General features: G+C 57.8%; 15 protein-coding genes and 1 tRNA gene. 3 read left to right on the forward strand and 13 right to left on the reverse strand.

From position 1 onward, the window contains the following. Positions 1-32: 32 nt before the first annotated feature. The 11 genes from AC1RJ3_RS07450 to rpsU form a co-directional block, all read right to left on the reverse strand. Positions 33-827: a carbon-nitrogen hydrolase family protein gene (locus AC1RJ3_RS07450; RefSeq protein ID WP_054594328.1), complete on the reverse strand. Its 795-nt coding sequence runs from the start codon at positions 825-827 to the stop codon at positions 33-35. 12 nt (positions 828-839) lie between these two features. Then, positions 840-2522 carry a flavin monoamine oxidase family protein gene (locus AC1RJ3_RS07455; RefSeq protein WP_216743881.1) on the reverse strand — a complete coding sequence of 561 codons (1683 nt, stop codon included), beginning with the start codon at positions 2520-2522 and terminating at the stop codon, positions 840-842. A gap of 140 nt (positions 2523-2662) precedes the next feature. Next, the gene (locus AC1RJ3_RS07460) at positions 2663-3124 is read right to left on the reverse strand and encodes an Lrp/AsnC family transcriptional regulator (protein ID WP_008067391.1); all 462 of its coding nucleotides are present in this window, start codon (positions 3122-3124) and stop codon (positions 2663-2665) included. A 107-nt stretch (positions 3125-3231) separates the two neighbouring features. After that, positions 3232-4026, reverse strand: coding sequence for a WaaZ-like lipopolysaccharide core biosynthesis protein (locus AC1RJ3_RS07465; RefSeq protein WP_054598193.1), 795 nt, complete (start codon positions 4024-4026; stop codon positions 3232-3234). Positions 4027-5109: 1083 nt separating this feature from the next. Beyond that, the gene (locus tag AC1RJ3_RS07470; RefSeq protein WP_054594326.1) at positions 5110-5352 is read right to left on the reverse strand and encodes a hypothetical protein; all 243 of its coding nucleotides are present in this window, start codon (positions 5350-5352) and stop codon (positions 5110-5112) included. Positions 5353-5382: 30 nt separating this feature from the next. Beyond that, positions 5383-5625, reverse strand: coding sequence for a hypothetical protein (locus AC1RJ3_RS07475; protein WP_347928169.1), 243 nt, complete (start codon positions 5623-5625; stop codon positions 5383-5385). A gap of 346 nt (positions 5626-5971) precedes the next feature. Next, positions 5972-6048 (reverse strand) — tRNA-Ile (locus tag AC1RJ3_RS07480). Positions 6049-6063: 15 nt separating this feature from the next. Beyond that, the gene (locus AC1RJ3_RS07485; RefSeq protein ID WP_347928168.1) at positions 6064-9807 is read right to left on the reverse strand and encodes an EAL domain-containing protein; all 3744 of its coding nucleotides are present in this window, start codon (positions 9805-9807) and stop codon (positions 6064-6066) included. A 123-nt stretch (positions 9808-9930) separates the two neighbouring features. Beyond that, on the reverse strand, positions 9931-11778 hold the full coding sequence (gene rpoD / locus AC1RJ3_RS07490; RefSeq protein ID WP_019693936.1) for an RNA polymerase sigma factor RpoD: 1848 nt from the start codon (positions 11776-11778) through the stop codon (positions 9931-9933). A gap of 67 nt (positions 11779-11845) precedes the next feature. Beyond that, a complete protein-coding gene (gene dnaG, locus AC1RJ3_RS07495) occupies positions 11846-13807 on the reverse strand; it encodes a DNA primase (RefSeq protein WP_054594323.1) in 1962 nt (653 codons plus the stop codon). Positions 13808-14296: 489 nt separating this feature from the next. After that, the gene (gene rpsU, locus AC1RJ3_RS07500) at positions 14297-14512 is read right to left on the reverse strand and encodes a 30S ribosomal protein S21 (protein ID WP_002551877.1); all 216 of its coding nucleotides are present in this window, start codon (positions 14510-14512) and stop codon (positions 14297-14299) included. Between the two features lie 199 nt (positions 14513-14711). On the opposite strand from rpsU, the gene tsaD reads away from it, so the two are divergent. Beyond that, complete coding sequence (tsaD, locus tag AC1RJ3_RS07505) at positions 14712-15737, forward strand: tRNA (adenosine(37)-N6)-threonylcarbamoyltransferase complex transferase subunit TsaD (RefSeq protein ID WP_054594322.1); 1026 nt, start codon at positions 14712-14714, stop codon at positions 15735-15737. A gap of 36 nt (positions 15738-15773) precedes the next feature. Here tsaD and plsY read toward each other — a convergent pair whose 3' ends face one another. Continuing rightward, positions 15774-16343 carry a glycerol-3-phosphate 1-O-acyltransferase PlsY gene (plsY, locus tag AC1RJ3_RS07510; protein ID WP_103319625.1) on the reverse strand — a complete coding sequence of 190 codons (570 nt, stop codon included), beginning with the start codon at positions 16341-16343 and terminating at the stop codon, positions 15774-15776. A gap of 74 nt (positions 16344-16417) precedes the next feature. On the opposite strand from plsY, the gene folB reads away from it, so the two are divergent. Together folB and folK are read left to right on the forward strand one after the other, a co-directional pair. Then, positions 16418-16771, forward strand: a complete 354-nt coding sequence (gene folB / locus AC1RJ3_RS07515; protein WP_054594320.1) for a dihydroneopterin aldolase — start codon at positions 16418-16420, stop codon at positions 16769-16771. Next, positions 16762-17280, forward strand: a complete 519-nt coding sequence (folK, locus tag AC1RJ3_RS07520) for a 2-amino-4-hydroxy-6-hydroxymethyldihydropteridine diphosphokinase (protein WP_347928166.1) — start codon at positions 16762-16764, stop codon at positions 17278-17280. The genes folB and folK overlap by 10 nt, the downstream gene beginning before the upstream one ends. Positions 17281-17388: 108 nt before the next feature. On the opposite strand, the gene AC1RJ3_RS07525 is transcribed toward folK, so the two are convergent. Beyond that, positions 17389-18618 carry a multifunctional CCA addition/repair protein gene (locus AC1RJ3_RS07525; protein ID WP_054594318.1) on the reverse strand — a complete coding sequence of 410 codons (1230 nt, stop codon included), beginning with the start codon at positions 18616-18618 and terminating at the stop codon, positions 17389-17391. Positions 18619-18631: the final 13 nt, after the last annotated feature.

Consider the following 18631-nt stretch of genomic DNA (forward strand, 5'->3'; position numbering starts at 1 on the left):
TAAGAAGTGCTCATGCTAGCGAAAACATGGGATCAGCGCTTGTTCAGCTCGCCGTAGAGTTCTGGTCGACGATCGAGAAAGTAGCGATTGGCGGCACGAGAATCGACCATCAGTTGGCGATCCAGCGTACCAACGATCAGCGCTTCATCCAGGCCGGCCTGGGCGATGCGACTGCCATCCGGTGCGGCGATGCTGCTTTGACCGCAGTAGTGGATCTCGCCTTCGTGACCACAGTAATTGGCGTACGCCACGTAACATTGGTTCTCGAAGGCCCGTGAGCGCACGGTGACATCGGCGATGAAGTCGTAGGGAATCATGTTCGCCGTCGGCACCAGAATCAGCTCGGCGCCGGCCAGCGCCAGGCGCCGGGCGTTTTCCGGAAACTCCAGGTCGTAGCAGATCAAAAAGCCCAGCTTCCAGCCGTTGAGTTCCACCAATGGAAACTCATCCGGCCCAACGCTGAACATCGAATGATCGAGCTCGCCGAACAGATGAGTCTTGCGGTAGTTGGCCAGACGCTGGCCCCGGCTATCGATCAACTGCACGGCGTTATAGATCTGCCCGTCCTCGGCGCGTTCCGGATAGCCATACACAATGGCGATACCGGAGGCCTTGGCGATGCTCGCGATGTACTGCGCGCAAGTGCCGTCTTGCGCCTCGGCCAACGCGCCAACCGCTTCGGCGCCGATGTTGTAGCCGGTCAGGAACATCTCCGGGAACACCAGCAGATCGGCGCCTTTGGCCTCTGTCGCAAGCTTTTGCAGGCGCTGCAGATTGCCGGCAACGTCGAGCGGCAGCGGCGGGCATTGGTAGAGCGCTACGCGCATTTCGGAGTCCTCTTACTCGGGCAGGGCAATCGGGCCGATTTCATGGAACACATCGCCCGGGCCTGGGTTTTCGACGTGGGTTTTACCACCGAAGTGATTCATGATGCCCCATACCGCGTTGAGCGAGGTCTGTACCGCGCCTTCGACCCAGGCCGGTGTCCACGAAACATCGTCGCCAGCGATAAAGATCCCACGCTGTTCGGCGGGCATGTCCTGTTGCATGAAGTGTGCATACATCCGCTGGTTGTAGCGATAGTGACCGGGCAGGGCGCCTTTGAATGCACCGAGGAAATGCGGGTCGGCTTCCCAGGACACAGTAATCGGGTCGCCGATGATGCGCGCAGCGATGTCGACTTTTGGATAGATCTTCTTCAGTGCATCCAACGCCAGCTTCACGCGTTTTTCGATCGGTTGCGGAAGCATTTTCAACGCGTCGCTCATCCACGAATACGACAGGCAAATCACGCCCGGCTTATCGTCGCCGTTATCGAAGAGGTAAGTGCCACGGGTCAGGCGATCGGTGAGGGTCATGCTCATCAGGTCGCGACCGGTTTCCGGGTCTTTGTCTTTCCAGAATGGCCGGTCGACCATCACGAAGGTTTTCGACGATTGCATGTAGCGGGTGCGGTCCAGGGCCATCCACATTTTTTGCGAGAACAGCGACTCTTCGCACTCGATCTGAGTGGTCAGCAGCCAGCTCTGGCAAGTGGTCAGCACAGCGGCGTATTCGCGGGTGTCACCCCAGTTGTCGGTCACGCTGAAACGGCCATCGGCGGCGCGTGCGATGCGTTTGACCCCGGTGCGCGGTGCACCGTTGTGCAGTGAACTCAGGCTGGTGCCTGCCGGCCAGTGAGCGCAGCGCTCCGGCACATGGCGCCAGATGCCCAACGGCACCTGCTCTACACCGCCGACCACCAGGTGTTGGTGATCGTCGCAGTTGGTCATGACTACGCGGAAGATTTCCAGCATCGAGTTCGGGAAGTCCGAGTCCCAGCCACCGGTGCCGAAACCGACCTGGCCAAACACTTCGCGGTGGTGGAACGACAGCTTGGCGAAGGCTTTGGAGGTGGCGACGAAGTCGTAGAAGGTCCGGTCATCCCACAGCGGAACGAGGGTGTTCCACAGCTCTTTGAGGCGCGGTACATCGCGATCGCGGATCGCTTGCTGAATCTCGCCAAAGCGTGAGCCGTCCTCCAGTGCATCGGCCCAGGCGTCGGCCACCTCCTGGAACAGTGCAGGAAGGTCGGCGAGTTTCTGTGCGTAATGGGTTTGGCCTTCCAGGTCGATGACGGTGCTGCCGGAAGCTGGGGTCAGCGGGTTAGGGAAAGGCTTGGTCTCAAGACCGAGCTTGTCGACGTAGTGATAGAACGCAGTGGACGACACCGGGAAGCGCATGCCACCCAACTCGGCGATGATCCCTTCAGCGCCTTCGAAGGCCTGGGAGCGCAAGCGGCCACCCATTTTCGAAGCTTCATAGACGACCGGCTTGAGGCCCAGTTTCATCAGCTCGTATGCGGCCACCAGCCCCGCGATACCTGCGCCGACAATCGCCACTTCCGCGCCGTGGTTGTGCGCAGGAATACTGCCTAAGCCAGCCGGGTGCTCGATCCAATCGTCAAAGGCGAATGGAAAGTCCGGGCCGAAAATGGTGACTGGTTTTTTACCGTCTGCAGGATGGCGATTGTTCTTGTTCATGGCTGACCTTGCTGGCGACTCGCACTCGGTGCTGAGTATAGGAAAAGACTGTCGCCATTCTAGGGAGCGTAGAGCACGTTAATAAGACGCAATGTGTCGTCATTCTGCATATTGTTTGTGCAATATGACGAGCTGATCGATCAAACTGGTTGGCCGCGGTCAATCTTGCTGCTGAGGATGATCGACGTGGTGGTTTTTTCTACGCCGTCGACACTGCCGATCTGGTCGAGCAACTGATCGAGCTGTTCCGGTGAATCGGTACGCAGCCAGGCCACGTAATCGAATTCGCCGCTGACCGCACACAACTGCTGAACCTGCGCCATGGCGCTGAGCCGACGCAGTACTTCCTTGCCGGAGCGCGGTTGCACGGTGATCCCGACATAAGCCTGCAAACCGCCATCGACCACTCGCTGCCCGAGTCGCACGCCGTAGCCGGTAATGACCCGGGCCTTTTCCAGCCGCGCCAGGCGTGACGTCACTGTCGTGCGTGCAATCCCCAATTGCCGGGCGAGCATGGCCACGCTTTCACGAGCATTGATCTGCAAGGCCGCGATCAGTTGGCGGTCGATTTCGTCGAGAACGGGAGGGCGGGTATCAGGCAAGGTCATCTCCGGCGGCACATTTCGGTGGCGAGCATGTTACCGACTGGTGAGCCGTAAAGGGCTGTGCGATGGATCGGTTTACACGCGGAACGCCTGCATGATGCAGGTCATTTGACCAAGGCCCTGACTTCTTGAATTTTTATATTGGGTATCACGCTGTCGGGGATTCTAGAGTTGCCAGAGAGGTTGTAGACAGAGAAGTTCTTGTTCATGACTTTTTTCGACATCAACTTCAATGACGGAAGAATTCGGGTGTGGAAATGTTGATCGAGTTCACACGGGGATATGCGGCTATCAGCCGTTTCATAGAACCGACCACTGGATTGTTGCAAGTCAACCCCGACCAGGATCACCTTGGTGAAACCGGCATGGTAGGCAAGTTGTAGAGCAAGATAAGCCACGGTGCGGGAGTCGAAAAAGCCATCGCTGAGATTTTTGCTAAACCCGATGCTCTTTCTTCGGTGGCCAAAAATAGAACGACTGCGTACGAGATCGTTGTTCTTTTTGAAGATCGAATCGACCCAGGATTGTTTAGCTGCCGACTTTAGCGCGTATAGCTTGCCGTGAGGTCGAATGCTGTTTCGCCGGATGAACTCCTCCCACAAGGCGACTCGCTGGCTAATCTGCATCGCGTGCGAAAATAGTTCGGGCTGCTGAGTCGGGAAGCTCATGTCCGTACAAGCGTAGAAAAACGGCTGGATCGCGGTGCCCTCGAAAAGTGCGACCGCGCCGTTCATTGTGATCATCGGAACATGAGCGAATTCTTCAATGGGAAAGTCTTTGGCGGAACTGCCGGAGGCAATGATGAAAACAGTTCCTGTTTCTATGTTGTGACACTCATTGAACCCGTTCACATAACTAAGTTTGTTATCGATCATGAAATATTTTTCGCTTGCGTTCATCAGGTGTCCGTTGGTCATGCCAATGGCATCGATTGTTTATTCTTGTCGGTGGTTGGCATCGATACCGAATTTCAAGATATCTGATAGCGCGTCATTCGTCATGGGGCTTCGATGTAGCCTGATGAGCGCTTGATATCGAATGTGGGTCAGGAAAGGGTCTCGAATACCAAGCCCGACACGCTCGTGCGACGTGGGTTTTCTATCGAGCCGACCGATGACCTGCTACTTGCGCCAGGGCGCGCGAACTCAAAAATGCACAAGACATTGCGCTGGGTATGTATGGCGTCATGCAATCGTGAACTGTAGACGTTTTTTTCGCCAAATGCATGGCGTAAATGCCATGGGCTTGGTGTCCCGGACTTCTCATGGTTACAGAAAAGCCGCGCAATGCGCGGCTTTGAGTTTGGTGGGCCCACACGGACTTGAACCGTGGACCAAAGGATTATGAGTTGCTGGGCGAGCTGATATGCCTAGAGAAAGCGTTCGTAGGTGAACGTAGGTTGGCATAGCTGGAGGCCCCGTAATACGTGGTGTTAAGCGTAATTTTGAGAAGGTTGCTCAAGCTGAGTACTGTACCGTGGTTGTACTGATTTTGCAGTCTTTGAGTTTCGCAATTCGCCCCGCAGTGAATTCTTCGCCCACGATCTTCTGTAGTGCCCCCGGGCTAATTCTCTCGCAGCTCCAAACCACGTTCCATTCACAGATCGAGAAGCAAAACGCGGCTTGGCCTAAGGCATGCGTATAGTCTGACTTTAAAGGTTGGCGATTGCGGTGACCTTTCATGTGCGCTAGATCCGTGCTGTCTAGGATCAGAATTGGGCCGCGCCCGCAGAGTTGGCGAGGCTGGTCAATGTGGCATTACACATTTCCGACTGCACCTGGCCTGCGTTACAGCCGCCACCCATCATTTAGCAGTGATTTTGGCGGCATCTAACCTACGTTAGGAGTTACCAGTATGTTCAAAGTAACCCCCAATCCGCCGGCAAGGTCCAACGCTAAGATCATCGATCAACGCGCTGTTGATCGACTGTTGTCCCATATGATTTTGGGTCAGAGACGGCACCGAGAAATCGTGCCAGGGCTTCAGTCCCCCTCCGTGAACCGCCGCCGCGTCAGGAAAAGCACCACGCCCAGCGGCACGGCCAGCAGTGCTAGCAGCTCCAGGTCAAAGCCCAGCACCTGCTGCTCACCAACCTTGAAGATGCTGACCAAGCCCGTTGCCAGCAGCGCCAAACCCAGCCACTTGCGCAACGGGTATGGTTTCAGAAACTGAACGAGGATCGCGCCCAGTACCAGAAGGACGACAGTTTGCATGATGTAGGGCATGTGCAGTTCCTCAGACCTTGATGACCAGCGTCACGACAGAGCGCTGTGGGCCAATCCCGCCATGGACCTCTCCCTCGATGCTGACCAGCGCGTCACCTGCATTCGGTCGTACATATCGACGACCATGCTGTTGACTTGGTAATGGGCGCGTTTCGCTTCGCCAAAGTGCAGCTCGCGCAGGCGACCTCGGTCGCTTTCCATGAGGGTGATTTGAGACAGATTGAAGACGATCCCTTCCTCGGACCTGTACTGCGTGGTCTTCTCGAACTTCATGCGCGTATCCATTCGTGCAAAAAGACGATGATTTTCTACAAGCGGTGACTAAGATGCAAACGGCCTTTGATGTGAGGCCCCGGGGAATTTGACGTCTGCACGGGTCTCATCGCCAGCAAGCCAACTCCCCGGCAGATAGCACCTCAAACGGGTGTCATGTATCTGTGGAGATCGATGGTGAGGATGTTGAGGGGTGGGTATACCGTCCATTCACGCTCGGTATCTGATAGGGCCAGCGGTTTCTGTGGACGTTTTGTGGACACTGATAGTGAATTGAAAGGAAATGATCCATCGAGAGTGAATGTCTCAGATGCACAAAAGCCGCGCAGTGCGCGGCTTTCGAGTTTGGTGGGCCCACACGGACTTGAACCGTGGACCAAAGGATTATGAGTCCTCTGCTCTAACCAACTGAGCTATAGGCCCTCAGTAGGCCGCGGATTATAGCGATGGTTTCCCGGCTGTGCTATCCGAAAAGTCTGAAACTGCGATACGAAGAAAGCTTGCGGCGAATTCGTCGGCGGGTAGAGGCAGACTGACGATGTAGCCCTGGATCTGTTCGCAACCCTCGGAAGTCAGGAATTGCTGCTGCGCGTGGGTTTCAACGCCTTCGGCTATGATCGTGAATTGCATGCTGCGACCCAGGGCAATAATTGCGCGGACAATGGCGGCATCATGCGGGTCGTCCGGCAGTCCGCGGACAAAGGACTGGTCAATTTTCAGGAAATCCAGCGGCAAGCGTTTGAGGTAGCTCAACGAGGAATAACCGGTGCCGAAGTCGTCGATGGCCAACTGCACGCCCAGACGTTTGAGCTGATGCAGGACTTCAAGTGCCTCTTCGGCCTGGCTCATGATGAAGTTTTCGGTGATTTCCAGTTGCAGGAAGCCCGGTTTGAGGCGGTTGTCCTTGAGCAGTTGTTCGATGCGGACCAGCAGGTTCGGCTGGCGTAGTTGTGCTCCGGCCAGGTTGACTGATAGCGGGCCGAAACTTTCATAGCGCTGGTTCCACTCGTGCATCTGCAGGCAGGCCTGTTCCAGTACCCAGTCACCGATTTGCAGGATCATGCCGTTTTCTTCGGCCAGCGGGATGAAGTGCTCGGGCGGCACATCGCCGAAAGCTGGATGGCGCCAGCGGATCAGGGCTTCGGCGCCTACCAGGCGCGGATGGTTGAGACTTACTTTGGGTTGATAGAACAGCGTCAGCTCATTGCGCTCGATTGCGCGGCGCAGTTCATGCTCCAGTGCCACGCGTTCGCTGGCCTGTGCGGTCAGGTCGCGGGTATAGCTTTCAACCCTGTTGCGACCTTTGGCTTTGGAGCGGTACATCGCGGCATCGGCGTTTTTGACCAGCGTGGCGACGTCGATGCCGTCATTGGGGTAGAGGCTGGTACCAATGCTGGCGCTGATGAAGAACTCATGCTCGCCAGCCTGGAAGGGCGCGGTGAAGCAGTTCAGCAGCTTGTTGGCAATATGGTCGGCGTCGCTGGCTTGCTGCAGGCCTGGCAGCAGGATGATGAATTCGTCACCGCCCAGCCGCGCCACGGTATCGATGTCCCGAAGTTGCTCTTTGAGCCGCACCGCAATGCCTTTGAGCAGCAGGTCGCCAACCGGATGACCCAGGCTGTCGTTGATGTGTTTGAAGCGATCGAGGTCAAGGAACAGCACTGCGCCCTGGCCACCGTTTTCTTGCTGGTTGTTGAGTGCGGTCAGCAGGCGGCTTTCGAAAAGTGTCCGGTTTGGCAGGCCCGTCAACGGATCGTGGTGGGCCTGATAGTCGAGTTTGGCCTGGGCGTGCTTGAGGCTGGAGATGTCGGCAAATACCGCGACGAAGTGGGTGATGAACCGGTCTTTATTGCGCACCGCGCTGATGGTCAGCCAGCTGGGGTACAGCTCGCCATTCTTGCGGCGGTTGGAAATTTCGCCCTGCCAATGCCCTTCGGCGGTCAGTTGATGCCACATCGCCGCGTAAAAGGCGCTGTCATGCAGGCCTGAGGCGAGCAACCTTGGCGTATGGCCCAGGGCTTCGGTTTCGCTGTAGCCGGTGATCTCGGTAAACGCGCGGTTGACGGCACTGATGTGCTGTTGGGTGTCGGTGATCAATACGCCTTCTGCGGTGCTCTCGAATACCGTGGCGGCCTGTTGCAGTTTTTCCTGCATCAGATGTCGCTCGGTAATATCCCGGGCGATGGTCAGCATGCAATCGTCATCGCCAATCGGCAGCGGCCGGCTGGACATCTCGCAGAGACGGATCTGCCCATCGTTGCGGCGTATATGGCAACTGAAGTCACGCACGAAGCCGTCGCGTTTCAACAGGTCGAGCATCTGCCTGCGTTCATTCAGGTTGACCCAGATGCCGAGGTCGAAGGTCGAGCGGTCCAGCGACATTGCGCTGTTGAAGCCGGTGATGCGGCTGAAGCCTTCATTGACCTCGATCAGCAGGCCGTCGCTCACGCGTGACAGCAACAAGCCGTCAGGCGAGGCATGAAAGGCTTTGGCAAATTTCTCTTCAGAGGTTTGCAGTTGTTGTTGGGTTTCCTTGAGCTGGCTGATGTCACGCACTACCACGACCAGTGCGGGGGTGGTGTCGAGCTGGAAGGGTTCGGCGGAGATCAGGCCGGTGAACACCTGGCCATTACTGCGACGAAAGGGCATCTCCAGATTGCGGATACTGCCGGCTTGCAAGCGCTGCAAGAGCCCGGGGCCGACACCGGCGATGCCCCAGATGTTCAGCTCGGTGGCGGTCCGTCCGATCACTTCTCCGGCAGTGAGGCCGATTTGCTCTTCGAACGCCTCGTTGACCTCCAGCAGGCAACCGTCGGACAGGCGTGCAATGACCAGAATGTCCGGGCATTGCTGGAACACCGAGGCAAACTTCTGCTCGGAGAGGCGCAAGGCTTCTTCGGTTCTTTTGGCTTCGCTGATGTCGATCATCAGCCCGCGCAGTATTGGCTCGTGGCCGTGCTCTATCAGGCTGACGATGTCGCGTACCCAGAGGCAGCGTCCATCGGCAGTGATCACCCGGTAATCGAGGCTGTAATCGCGTCCGGCAAGTACTTCGTGATCACAAAATGCCTGGGAGCGCGTGAGGTCGGCGGGGTGGATGATGTTGCGCCAGAAACCCGGAATCAGCCAATGGGACAGGGGGTAGCCGAGCAGGCCTTCGGCATGGGGAGATACGTAGCTGTACGTAAAATCACTGATTCGCGCTTCCCAGGCTATCGCCGAAAGGCTCTCCACCAGGCCGCGGTAATGGTATTCGCTGGTGCGCAGCTCCTGTTCCAGGGCTACCCGGCGGGAAATTTCCGAGCTCAAGCGGCGATTGATGCGGATCACCACGGCCAGAACGGTGACCAGCAGCAGTACGCCGGGCAAGCCGTACATCAGCAGGTCGGACCAGAAAGTGCGGTGGTCGAGGACATTCCCGACCCAATGCTCCTGGATGGCGCTGATTTCACCCGGGCTCATGTCCGCCAGTACTTTATCCAGAATGCCGACCAGCATTTTGTCGTCTCGCGGTACGCCCATCGCCAATTGGTAGCGATACGGCGTTTCGCCGCTGACGTAGAGCCCGTCGAGTTTGAGTTGGCGAAGGCTCCAGACGCTTGAGGCCAGATCGCCGACTACCGCGTCGACCTCGTCGGTGGCCAGCGCCTGCAAGGTCGAGCTGACATTGGGCATGGGGACCAGATTGAGGTCAGGATGGTGGGTGCGCAGCAGTTCATGGGGGGCGTAGTTTTCCACGACGGCAACTTTCAGGCCGTAAAGGTCTTCCAGCTTGTGCGGCTGTGCACCTTTCACATGGGCCAGGATGACGATCGGAAAGTCCAGATAGGGCCGCGTGAACGCGAGGTAACTCTGCCGTTCGGGCGTCGACATGACGCCGGGCAAGAGGTCCAGCTTGCCCTGTTTGGCCTGTTTCAGGACTTCGGTCCAGCTTACAGGCTCAATGGGCGTGACCTTGATTGCCAGGCGATCACGCACGATGTTGATGTAGTCAGCGGCAAGGCCTTGGTATCGGCCTTGCTCGTCGCGAAATTCAAACGGTGGCCAGGAAGCGTCGACACCTAGGCGAAGTTCCGGGTGAGCCGCAAGCCAGACACGTTCTTCGTCGCTCAGAGTCAGCGCGCCAGCCGTTGTGGTCCAGGTCATCAGCAATAGCAAAAGCACGGCCGGCAGTCTGGGCATAACGGTCTCGTTATGGCTTGGGGGGGAATGTTTCGAGTGTAGACGGGCTAGGCGGTGGGAGCGAAGCGAAGGGGATTTAATCTACAGAAAGCAAAACCCCCGGCAGGGCCGGGGGTTTTGTGATCACTCGTCGAGGAAGGAGCGCAAATGCTCGCTTCTCGTCGGGTGGCGCAGCTTGCGCAGCGCCTTGGCTTCGATCTGACGAATCCGCTCACGGGTAACGTCGAACTGTTTACCAACCTCCTCGAGGGTGTGGTCGGTATTCATGTCGATACCGAAGCGCATGCGCAGAACCTTGGCTTCACGGGCAGTGAGGCCGGAGAGAACTTCGCGAGTCGCTTCTTTAAGGCTCTCAACGGTAGCAACATCGATTGGCGACTGCATGGTCGAGTCTTCGATGAAATCACCCAGATGGGAGTCTTCGTCATCACCGATCGGGGTTTCCATGGAGATCGGCTCTTTAGCGATCTTCAATACCTTGCGGATCTTGTCCTCAGGCATTTCCATGCGTTCGCCCAGCTCTTCCGGAGTCGGTTCGCGACCCATTTCCTGCAGCATCTGACGGGAAATACGGTTGAGCTTGTTGATCGTCTCGATCATGTGCACCGGAATACGGATGGTGCGGGCCTGGTCGGCGATCGAGCGAGTGATCGCCTGACGGATCCACCAGGTGGCATAAGTCGAGAATTTGTAGCCGCGGCGGTATTCGAACTTATCTACCGCTTTCATCAAACCGATGTTGCCTTCCTGGATCAGATCGAGGAATTGCAGGCCACGGTTGGTGTACTTCTTGGCGATCGAGATCACCAGACGCAAGTTGGCTTCGACCATCTCTTTCTTCGCGCGGCGGGCTTTGGCCTCACCGATCGACATACGACGGTTGATGTCCTTGATCTCGGCAATCTTCAAGCCGGTTTCGGCTTCAAGTGCGGTCAGCTTCTGCTGGCAGCGAACGATGTCGGCCTGCAGGCGACCAATGGCTTCAGCGTATTTGCTTTTGCCTTTGGCCAGTGCTTCGGTCCAGCTTTCGTCAACTTCGTTGCCCGGGAACTGGCGCAGGAAGTCGGCACGCGGCATGCGTGCATCACGAACGCAAAGTTGCATGATCGCGCGCTCTTGCTGACGCAGACGATCCAGGGCGCTACGTACACGCTCAACCAGGCCTTCGAATTGCTTCGGAACCAGTTTGATCGGCATGAACAGCTCAGCCAGCGCCAACATCTCGGCAATGGCCTGCTTGTTTTCACGACCGTGCTTTTTCAGCGCCTTGCGGGTGATTTCCATCTGATCGGCCACAGCGCCAAAACGCTGTGCTGCGATGACCGGATCCGGACCGCTTTCGGCTTCTTCTTCGTCGTCACTGGCTTCAGCGTCGTCGTCATCGGTGTCGTCATCCGCTTTCACGGCTTTCGGGTCGACAGGCGGCGGCACTTCTGCAGCAGGCGGCGCAATGCCGTCGTCCGGGTCGATATAACCGCTCAGGACGTCGGACAGGCGGCCACCTTCGGTGGTGACGCGAGTGTATTCGGAGAGAATGTGGTCAACCGTGCCAGGGAAGTGCGCAATTGCGCCCATCACTTCACGGATGCCCTCTTCAATACGTTTGGCGATTTCGATTTCGCCTTCACGTGTGAGGAGCTCTACGGTACCCATTTCGCGCATGTACATGCGCACTGGGTCGGTAGTGCGACCAATGTCGGTCTCAACCGCTGCCAACGCTGCCGCCGCTTCTTCTGCGGCTGCTTCGTCGGTATCGGCGTCGGCCAGCATAAGGGAATCCTTATCTGGCGCAACCTCGAATACGTTGATCCCCATGTCATTGATCATGCGGATGATGTCTTCCACCTGTTCCGGATCTGAAATATCCTCCGGCAGGTGGTCGTTGACCTCCGCGTAAGTCAGGTAACCCTGCTCACGACCAAGGGTGATCAACTCTTTGATACGAGACTGCTGTTGCGCTTTTCCGGACATAACACCCTATCCACTGAAGGTCTTGGCGGGCAAAAAACAAGCCGAGGATTATACCTTAGCTATGACCTCACGCGCCACTTGAGGTCGGGTTTGATGCGGAAACATTCCGTTTTAGTAGGTCGCGCATCTGATTTGCTATTTGATTCGCTTCCTCGGCAGTCAATCCTGGCTGCCGTGCTTTCTTGATGAGGTCGTCGAGGGTCTGCGTGTGCTGACCCGCTGATAACCTAGTAATGGTGTCTAAAAACTGTTGTTCAAGGTTGTCACCTTCAATTAACCACTCCTTTTCCGCGAGTGCTTTAAGCAGGCGTCCTTGCTCGGTTCCATGCCAGCGGGCCATTAGCTGGATAGAGTTTAGCTTAGGATTTTTTTGCACGGCCTCGATCAGGGCTATTAGCAGTTGCGCATAAGTGTTGCTTTCATTTGCGAAGTGGTCGGCGGTCTCAACTTTGCCGGCCAGTTGCGGATGATGAATTAGTGTGCGCAGCGCAATCAAGGTGGGGGCCTCGACAGCAATCGGGGTGCGGGGTGGGCTCCGCTCGTCGCGTTTGCCTTTCTTGTCCCAGGGTTTGTTGTCCCATTTCTTGCCGCCGCTGCCCGGTTTTTTCGGCGTCCACTCCTGTTGAGGTACATAGGCCTCTTGCGGTTGGTGGTAGTCGGAATAGTCCGGCATGGCGTCGTAATCGATGCCGGGGTCGTAGGCGGGAGGTGCATCCTGTGGCGCGCTGTGCACCAGCTGACTGACTGCCTCGCTGTTCAGACCGGTAATTTCGGTCAGGCGCTGGCGCATCAGAGTGCGCAGGTTGGCTCCCGGGACTTTGTCGATCAGCGGCGCGGCGAGGGTGGCCATGTGGGCCTTGCCTTCGAGCGAGCGCGGATCGGACTCCTCGATCAACTGCTGAAAAAAATAGTCTGCCAATGGCTGGGCGTGTTGATTGATCCGCGCGCGAAAGGCGTCGGTGCCTTCGGAGCGGATCAGCGTGTCCGGGTCTTCGCCTTCGGGAAGGAACAGGAAGCGCGCACGCCGTCCGTCTTGCAGGCTCGTAAGCGTTGACTCCAGGGCGCGCCACGCGGCATTGCGGCCAGCCTGGTCACCGTCGAAGCAGAACAGCACGTTGGGCACCACGCGAAACAGCCGCTTCAAGTGTTCTTCGCTGGTGGCGGTGCCGAGTGTGGCGACGGCATTGCGCAGGCCTTGCTGGGCCAGGGCGATGACGTCCATGTAGCCTTCGACGACGATGATCTCATCGAGATTGCGGTTATTCTTGCGTGCTTCATACAGGCCGTAGAGTTCCTGGCCTTTATGAAATACCGGGGTTTCCGGTGAGTTCAGGTATTTCGGTTTGTCGTCGCCCAGTACTCGGCCGCCAAACGCGATGATGCGCCCGCGGCTGTCGCGAATCGGGAACATTACGCGATCGCGAAAGCGATCATAGCGTTTGCCGGTTTCGGCGTTCTCGATCAGCAGGCCGGCGTCGATCATGGCTTTTTGTTGCAGGGTGTCGCTGCTCAGATGCTTGAACAGATTGTCCCAGCCCGGAGGTGCGAAGCCGAGGCCGAAATCGCGGGCGATCTCGCCGGTCAGGCCGCGACCCTTCAAGTAGTCGACAGCTGCTTTTCGCGCCGGATGGCTTTTCAGTGCCTGGCGGTAGAAATCAGCAGCGGCGGTCAGCAGTGGGTAGAGCGGCGAGTCGGTCGGTTGCCGCGGTTTATGCGGGCGACCGCTTTCCTCGCGGGGGATTTCCATGCCGGCGGCTTTGGCCAGTTCTTCGACAGCCTGGGGAAAATCCAGGTTGTCGTGGTCCATGATGAAGCCGAGGGCGTTGCCACCAGCGCCGCAGCCAAAGCAGTAATAGAACTGTTTGTCCGGGCTGACGCTGAAGGAGGGGGTTTTTTCTTTGTGAAATGGGCAGCAGGCGGTGTAGTTCTTGCCGGCTTTTTTCATTTGCAGGCGCGAGCTGACCACATCGACGATGTCGGTGCGGTTCAGAAGGTCGTCAATAAAGCTCTGGGGAATTAGCCCGGCCATGGCGTTCTCGTCATCACTGCGCTGAAAATCTAACCCGCGCGAAAGGCGGCCTGATGCTGGTCATTATGTTGAGGCGCGGAGGATGTGCGGCTCGACCCGGTATCGTCTGCGTATTCGCTGTCGGGAAGTGTATCTGCCGAAAATCCGCTGGCGTTAGTGCTCATCGGTATTCGACTGTTTGAAAGTGTTGCGCTGAGTCCGCATTGGCCAAAGGGAGGCCTCGGATAGCTCATAAGCGGGCACGCAAAATCGTGCCTTGGGCTGATCGTCGTGAGAGGAATCAGTAAAAGGTTGTGCTCGTCAGTAGCCTTGGAAGGCTCGTCAGAAGAGACGTGCACCGCTGGCAAAAGAGCCAGGTCTGACGTGTGAAGCAGGTTTGTCTCGGTCGCGTCTGCGGCTTTGACAGTGAAGCATCAAGCGATATCCGCAAATGCCATAAGCCCGGCTGAGGGCCGGGCTTGGCAGAAGCTTGCTACGAACGTCTGCGTATTAGTACAGACGAACGGCGCGGCGCTGTTCGCGCTGAACTTTCTTGGCGTGACGCTTAACAGCGGCTGCTGCTTTACGTTTACGCTCAGAAGTCGGCTTCTCGTAAAATTCGCGGCTACGAACTTCAGCCAGAACACCGGCTTTTTCGCAGGAGCGCTTGAAACGACGCAGAGCTACGTCGAAGGGTTCGTTCTCTTTAACTTTGACGGCTGGCATCCAGAGCTACCTTCATTCATTACCGGGGTCAACATCCTCGCGGCAAAAGTGCACTTGAAGACGTCGGTTTTTAAGGGTTGCGGATGTTAACCCCTCATCGCTCGGAATGCAAAGCCTCTGATCGAAAACCGCTGGTCGGGGCATCACGTGGCGACTATTATGCGCGCCTTCGAATTTAGCCTAAACAAGGCGCAAACCCATGCTAGTACTGGGATTAGAAACCTCCTGCGACGAAACCGGCGTCGCACTTTACGACAGTGAAAAAGGCCTGTTGGCCGATGCACTGTTCAGCCAGATCGACCTGCATCGCGCCTATGGTGGCGTGGTGCCGGAGCTGGCTTCGCGTGACCACGTCAAACGTATGCTGCCCTTGATTCGTCAGGTGTTGGCTGAAGCCGACTGCGTGCCGACCGAGATCGATGCCATCGCCTACACCGCGGGTCCTGGCCTGGTCGGGGCCTTGCTGGTGGGGGCGTCCTGCGCTCAGGCACTGGCGTTTGCCTGGGGTATTCCAGCCTTGGGTGTGCACCACATGGAAGGTCACTTGCTGGCGCCGATGCTGGAGCCGCAACCGCCCGAATTTCCGTTCGTCGCTTTGTTGGTGTCCGGTGGTCATACCCAGCTGGTTCGAGTCGATGGCATCGGTCAATACGAGTTGTTGGGCGAGACGCTGGATGATGCTGCCGGTGAGGCGTTCGACAAGACGGCGAAGATGATGGGCCTCAATTACCCTGGTGGTCCGGAAATCGCACGATTGGCCGCGCAAGGCGTCGCCGGACGTTTCGTGTTCCCGCGTCCGATGTGTGATCGGCCGGGTCTGGACTTCAGTTTCAGCGGCTTGAAAACCTTTGCCTTGAACACGTGGCAGCAGTGCGTCAGCGCTGGGGACGACGGCGAGCAAACACGCAGCGACATCTCGCTGGCCTTCCAGCAGGCAGTGGTGGAGACTCTGACCATCAAGTGCAAGCGTGCCCTGAAGCAGGCGGGCCTCAAACGTCTGGTGATCGCGGGCGGCGTCAGTGCAAACAAGGCTTTGCGTGTGTCCCTGGAGAAAATGCTTGGCGACATGAAGGGCGACGTTTACTACGCACGTCCGGAGTTCTGCACCGATAACGGCGCAATGATCGCTTTTGCCGGGTGTCAGCGGTTACAGGCCGGTCAGCAGGAAAGTCTGGCGATCAGCGTGCAGGCGCGTTGGCCGATGGAGCAGTTGTCACCTGTGTAAAGACGGGTGAGTCAGGGTCGTACTCGGCAAGAGTATTTAAAAATGCCGTTCGCGCCCGGCAAACAGGTCGCGTAGATTGCCGCGATGGCGCCAGACGATCAGTGCTGTCAGTGCGCTCATGGGCAGCAATGCTCCCGGCTCCTGCCAGGCCAGCAGTGGCAGGGTCAGGGGCGTTGCGATCAGGGCGGCCAGCGAGCTGGTGCGTGTGAGGTAGAAGGTCAATAGCCACGCGCCGATAGCGAGGAGCGCTGCCGGAGGGTAAAGCCCCAGCAGCATGCCGGCAGCCGTTGCAACACCTTTGCCGCCGCGAAAGCGGAAGTACAACGGATACAGATGGCCGATCACGGCATAGACGCCGACCCAGGCCTGTTGCTGTACCGAGAGGCTCGCAAGCCCTGCCATCAACACGGGTAGCAGGCCTTTGCAGAGGTCGCCGAGCAAGGTCAGGACGGCGAGTTTTTTGCCGGCCAGGCGTAACATGTTGGTGGCACCGGCATTACCCGAGCCACTCATTCGCGGATCGGGATTACCGGTCAGGCGGCTGAGCAAAATGGCAAAGGACAGAGAGCCAAGCAGGTAGGCGAGGATCGCCAGTAACCAAAACATGCTAACTATTCCGGGCGAGGACGCCCTGATTCTAACGGCGCATTGCGCCCTTGTCGTGCTGCGGAGAAGAGTGCTTGGACAGAGTGTTTATCGAGGGCCTGGAAGTCGACACGGTGATCGGTGCCTACGACTGGGAGCGCGGCATCCGTCAGTGCCTGCGTCTTGATCTGAATTTCGCCTGGGACAATCGCCCGGCAGCGGCGGGTGATGACCTGGCCCTGGCGCTCGACTACGCCAGCGTGACAGCACGTATTCAGGCGTTTGCCGAGCAGGCGCAGTACCAACTGGTTGAAACCTTTGCCGAGCGTCTGGCCGAAGTCTTGATGAGCGAATTCAAAATTACCTGGCTGCGCCTCAAGCTGACCAAGCCGGGGGCTATCCCGGCTGCAACGGGCGTGGGCGTGGAGATCGAGCGCGGATGTCGCTAACTCAGGTATTTCTTGGGCTCGGCAGCAATGTCGAGCGCGAAGCTCATTTGCAGGCGGGGCTGGAAGCGCTTGCCGGTTTTCTGGTGGATATACGCTGTTCGGCGGTGTTCGAAAGTCAGCCGGTGGGGATCAAGAGCGGTCCGTTTTTCAATTTCGTAGTGTCGGCGTTTACCGATCTTCCGTTGACGGAACTGGACCGTCGGTTGAAGTTTATCGAGGCCGACAACGGTCGTTATGCCCCCGATCGCAAGGGCTTGCCGTTGGATATCGACGTGCTGTTGTATGGCGATCTGGTGGGCAATTTTGACGGATTGATCCTGCCTCGAGCGGAAATCCTGAAAAATGCCTTTGTGCTGTGGCCGTTGTCGCTGATAGCGCCGGACAGGGTGCATCCGGGTGTAGGTAAAAGTTTTGCCTCTCTGTGGAGTGAGGCGAAGATTGACCAGGTATTGGCGCCGGTTGCGTTTGAGTGGCGCGGTGAGCAGTTGACCCCTTCGAATCTGCTGTGACCTTGATGACGCCATCGCGGGCAAGCCTGGCTCCTACAATATTGTGTCGTACGCCATTTACGCGCTCGGCATAGGTCTCGTAGGAGCAAGGCTTGCCCGCGATGCTTTTCAAGCAGACGCCGCTTCTTTGTAGGCCTTCAGAGCCTTGAGCCGTTCGCGCTTGAGCGCCTCGCCCAGCTCCGGGCCTTTGAATCCCAGCTCCAGCAAAGGCTGAACCGCCACGGTGCGTGCGGCGGTCGCCGCGCCTCGCAAATAATCCGCTTGTGGATAACTTCTCTGCTCAAGGCCTTTGCGGCCGCGGGCATCCATTTCGCAGGCGTTGATGAATTCTTCAAAGCGCTGCGGCCGTCGGTAAACGTCGAAGCTCTGCAGTAATTCCAGCAATGTCGACGGCTTCAGTTCCAGTGCGCGGTGACCATGGGTGTGGTACTCGCCAACCAGCAACGCCAGTTCCTGGCAGTCGCGTGGGGCCTTGAAGCGCTCGTTGACCGCTTTGATCAGCCTCAGGCCCTTGTGCTCGTGAGCGATGTGTCTGGGCCACTGGCTCTCAGGTGTCAGGCCTTTGCCCAGATCATGCAGCAGGCAGGCCCAGCGCACGGTCAGCGGCTGCTTGTGCAGCGCGGCCTGCTCGAGAACGCTCAGGGTGTGCACGCCGCTGTCGATTTCCGGGTGGTGGGCTTCGGGTTGTGGCACGCCGAACAGCGCTTCAACCTCGGGGATCAAGACGTTCAGGGCGCCACAGTCGCGCAGAACCTGGATGAATACTTGCGGCTGGTCTTCCATCAGGGCGCGGGAAATTTCTTTCCAGCTGCGCTCTGCGGTCAGCGCCTCAAGCTCACCTGATTCGCTGAGCTGACGCATCAGGTCCAGGGTCTCGGGGGCTACCGTGAAGCCGAGCCCGGCATAACGTGCGGCGAAACGGGCAACACGCAGTACACGGAGAGGATCTTCGGCGAACGCGGGGGAAACGTGGCGAAGCAGGCGTGCTTCAAGGTCACGCTGGCCGTGATACGGATCGGTCAATTGACCGTGATCGTCTTCGGCCATGGCATTGATCGTCAGGTCGCGACGAATCAGGTCTTCTTCCAGGGTGACTTCCGGGCTGGCATGGAAGGTGAAGCCGCCGTAGCCGCGTCCGCTTTTGCGTTCGGTGCGGGCAAGCGCATATTCCTCGCCGCTTTTGGGGTGAAGGAATACCGGAAAATCGGCGCCTACCGGGCGATAGCCCTTGGCGAGCATTTCTTCGGTGCTGGCGCCCACCACCACCCAGTCGATGTCGGTAACAGGCTTGCCGAGCAGGCGATCACGGACCGCGCCGCCGACTTTATAAATCTGCATAAAAAACCTCCGT

This window comes from Pseudomonas sp. GW822-FHT04C11 (assembly GCF_058800905.1).

Bases quoted from the DNA above. Each gene is read 5' to 3' on its own strand.
- AC1RJ3_RS07525 (WP_054594318.1), bottom strand. From the start codon at position 18,618: ATGCAGATTTATAAAGTCGGCGGCGCGGTCCGTGATCGCCTGCTCGGC.
- plsY (WP_103319625.1), bottom strand. From the start codon at position 16,343: ATGTTTTGGTTACTGGCGATCCTCGCCTACCTGCTTGGCTCTCTGTCC.
- folK (WP_347928166.1), top strand. From the start codon at position 16,762: ATGTCGCTAACTCAGGTATTTCTTGGGCTCGGCAGCAATGTCGAGCGC.
- dnaG (WP_054594323.1), bottom strand. From the start codon at position 13,807: ATGGCCGGGCTAATTCCCCAGAGCTTTATTGACGACCTTCTGAACCGC.
- AC1RJ3_RS07475 (WP_347928169.1), bottom strand. From the start codon at position 5,625: ATGAAGTTCGAGAAGACCACGCAGTACAGGTCCGAGGAAGGGATCGTC.
- tsaD (WP_054594322.1), top strand. From the start codon at position 14,712: ATGCTAGTACTGGGATTAGAAACCTCCTGCGACGAAACCGGCGTCGCA.
- AC1RJ3_RS07465 (WP_054598193.1), bottom strand. From the start codon at position 4,026: ATGAACGCAAGCGAAAAATATTTCATGATCGATAACAAACTTAGTTAT.
- rpsU (WP_002551877.1), bottom strand. From the start codon at position 14,512: ATGCCAGCCGTCAAAGTTAAAGAGAACGAACCCTTCGACGTAGCTCTG.
- rpoD (WP_019693936.1), bottom strand. From the start codon at position 11,778: ATGTCCGGAAAAGCGCAACAGCAGTCTCGTATCAAAGAGTTGATCACC.
- AC1RJ3_RS07455 (WP_216743881.1), bottom strand. From the start codon at position 2,522: ATGAACAAGAACAATCGCCATCCTGCAGACGGTAAAAAACCAGTCACC.
- AC1RJ3_RS07450 (WP_054594328.1), bottom strand. From the start codon at position 827: ATGCGCGTAGCGCTCTACCAATGCCCGCCGCTGCCGCTCGACGTTGCC.
- AC1RJ3_RS07485 (WP_347928168.1), bottom strand. From the start codon at position 9,807: ATGCCCAGACTGCCGGCCGTGCTTTTGCTATTGCTGATGACCTGGACC.
- AC1RJ3_RS07470 (WP_054594326.1), bottom strand. From the start codon at position 5,352: ATGCCCTACATCATGCAAACTGTCGTCCTTCTGGTACTGGGCGCGATC.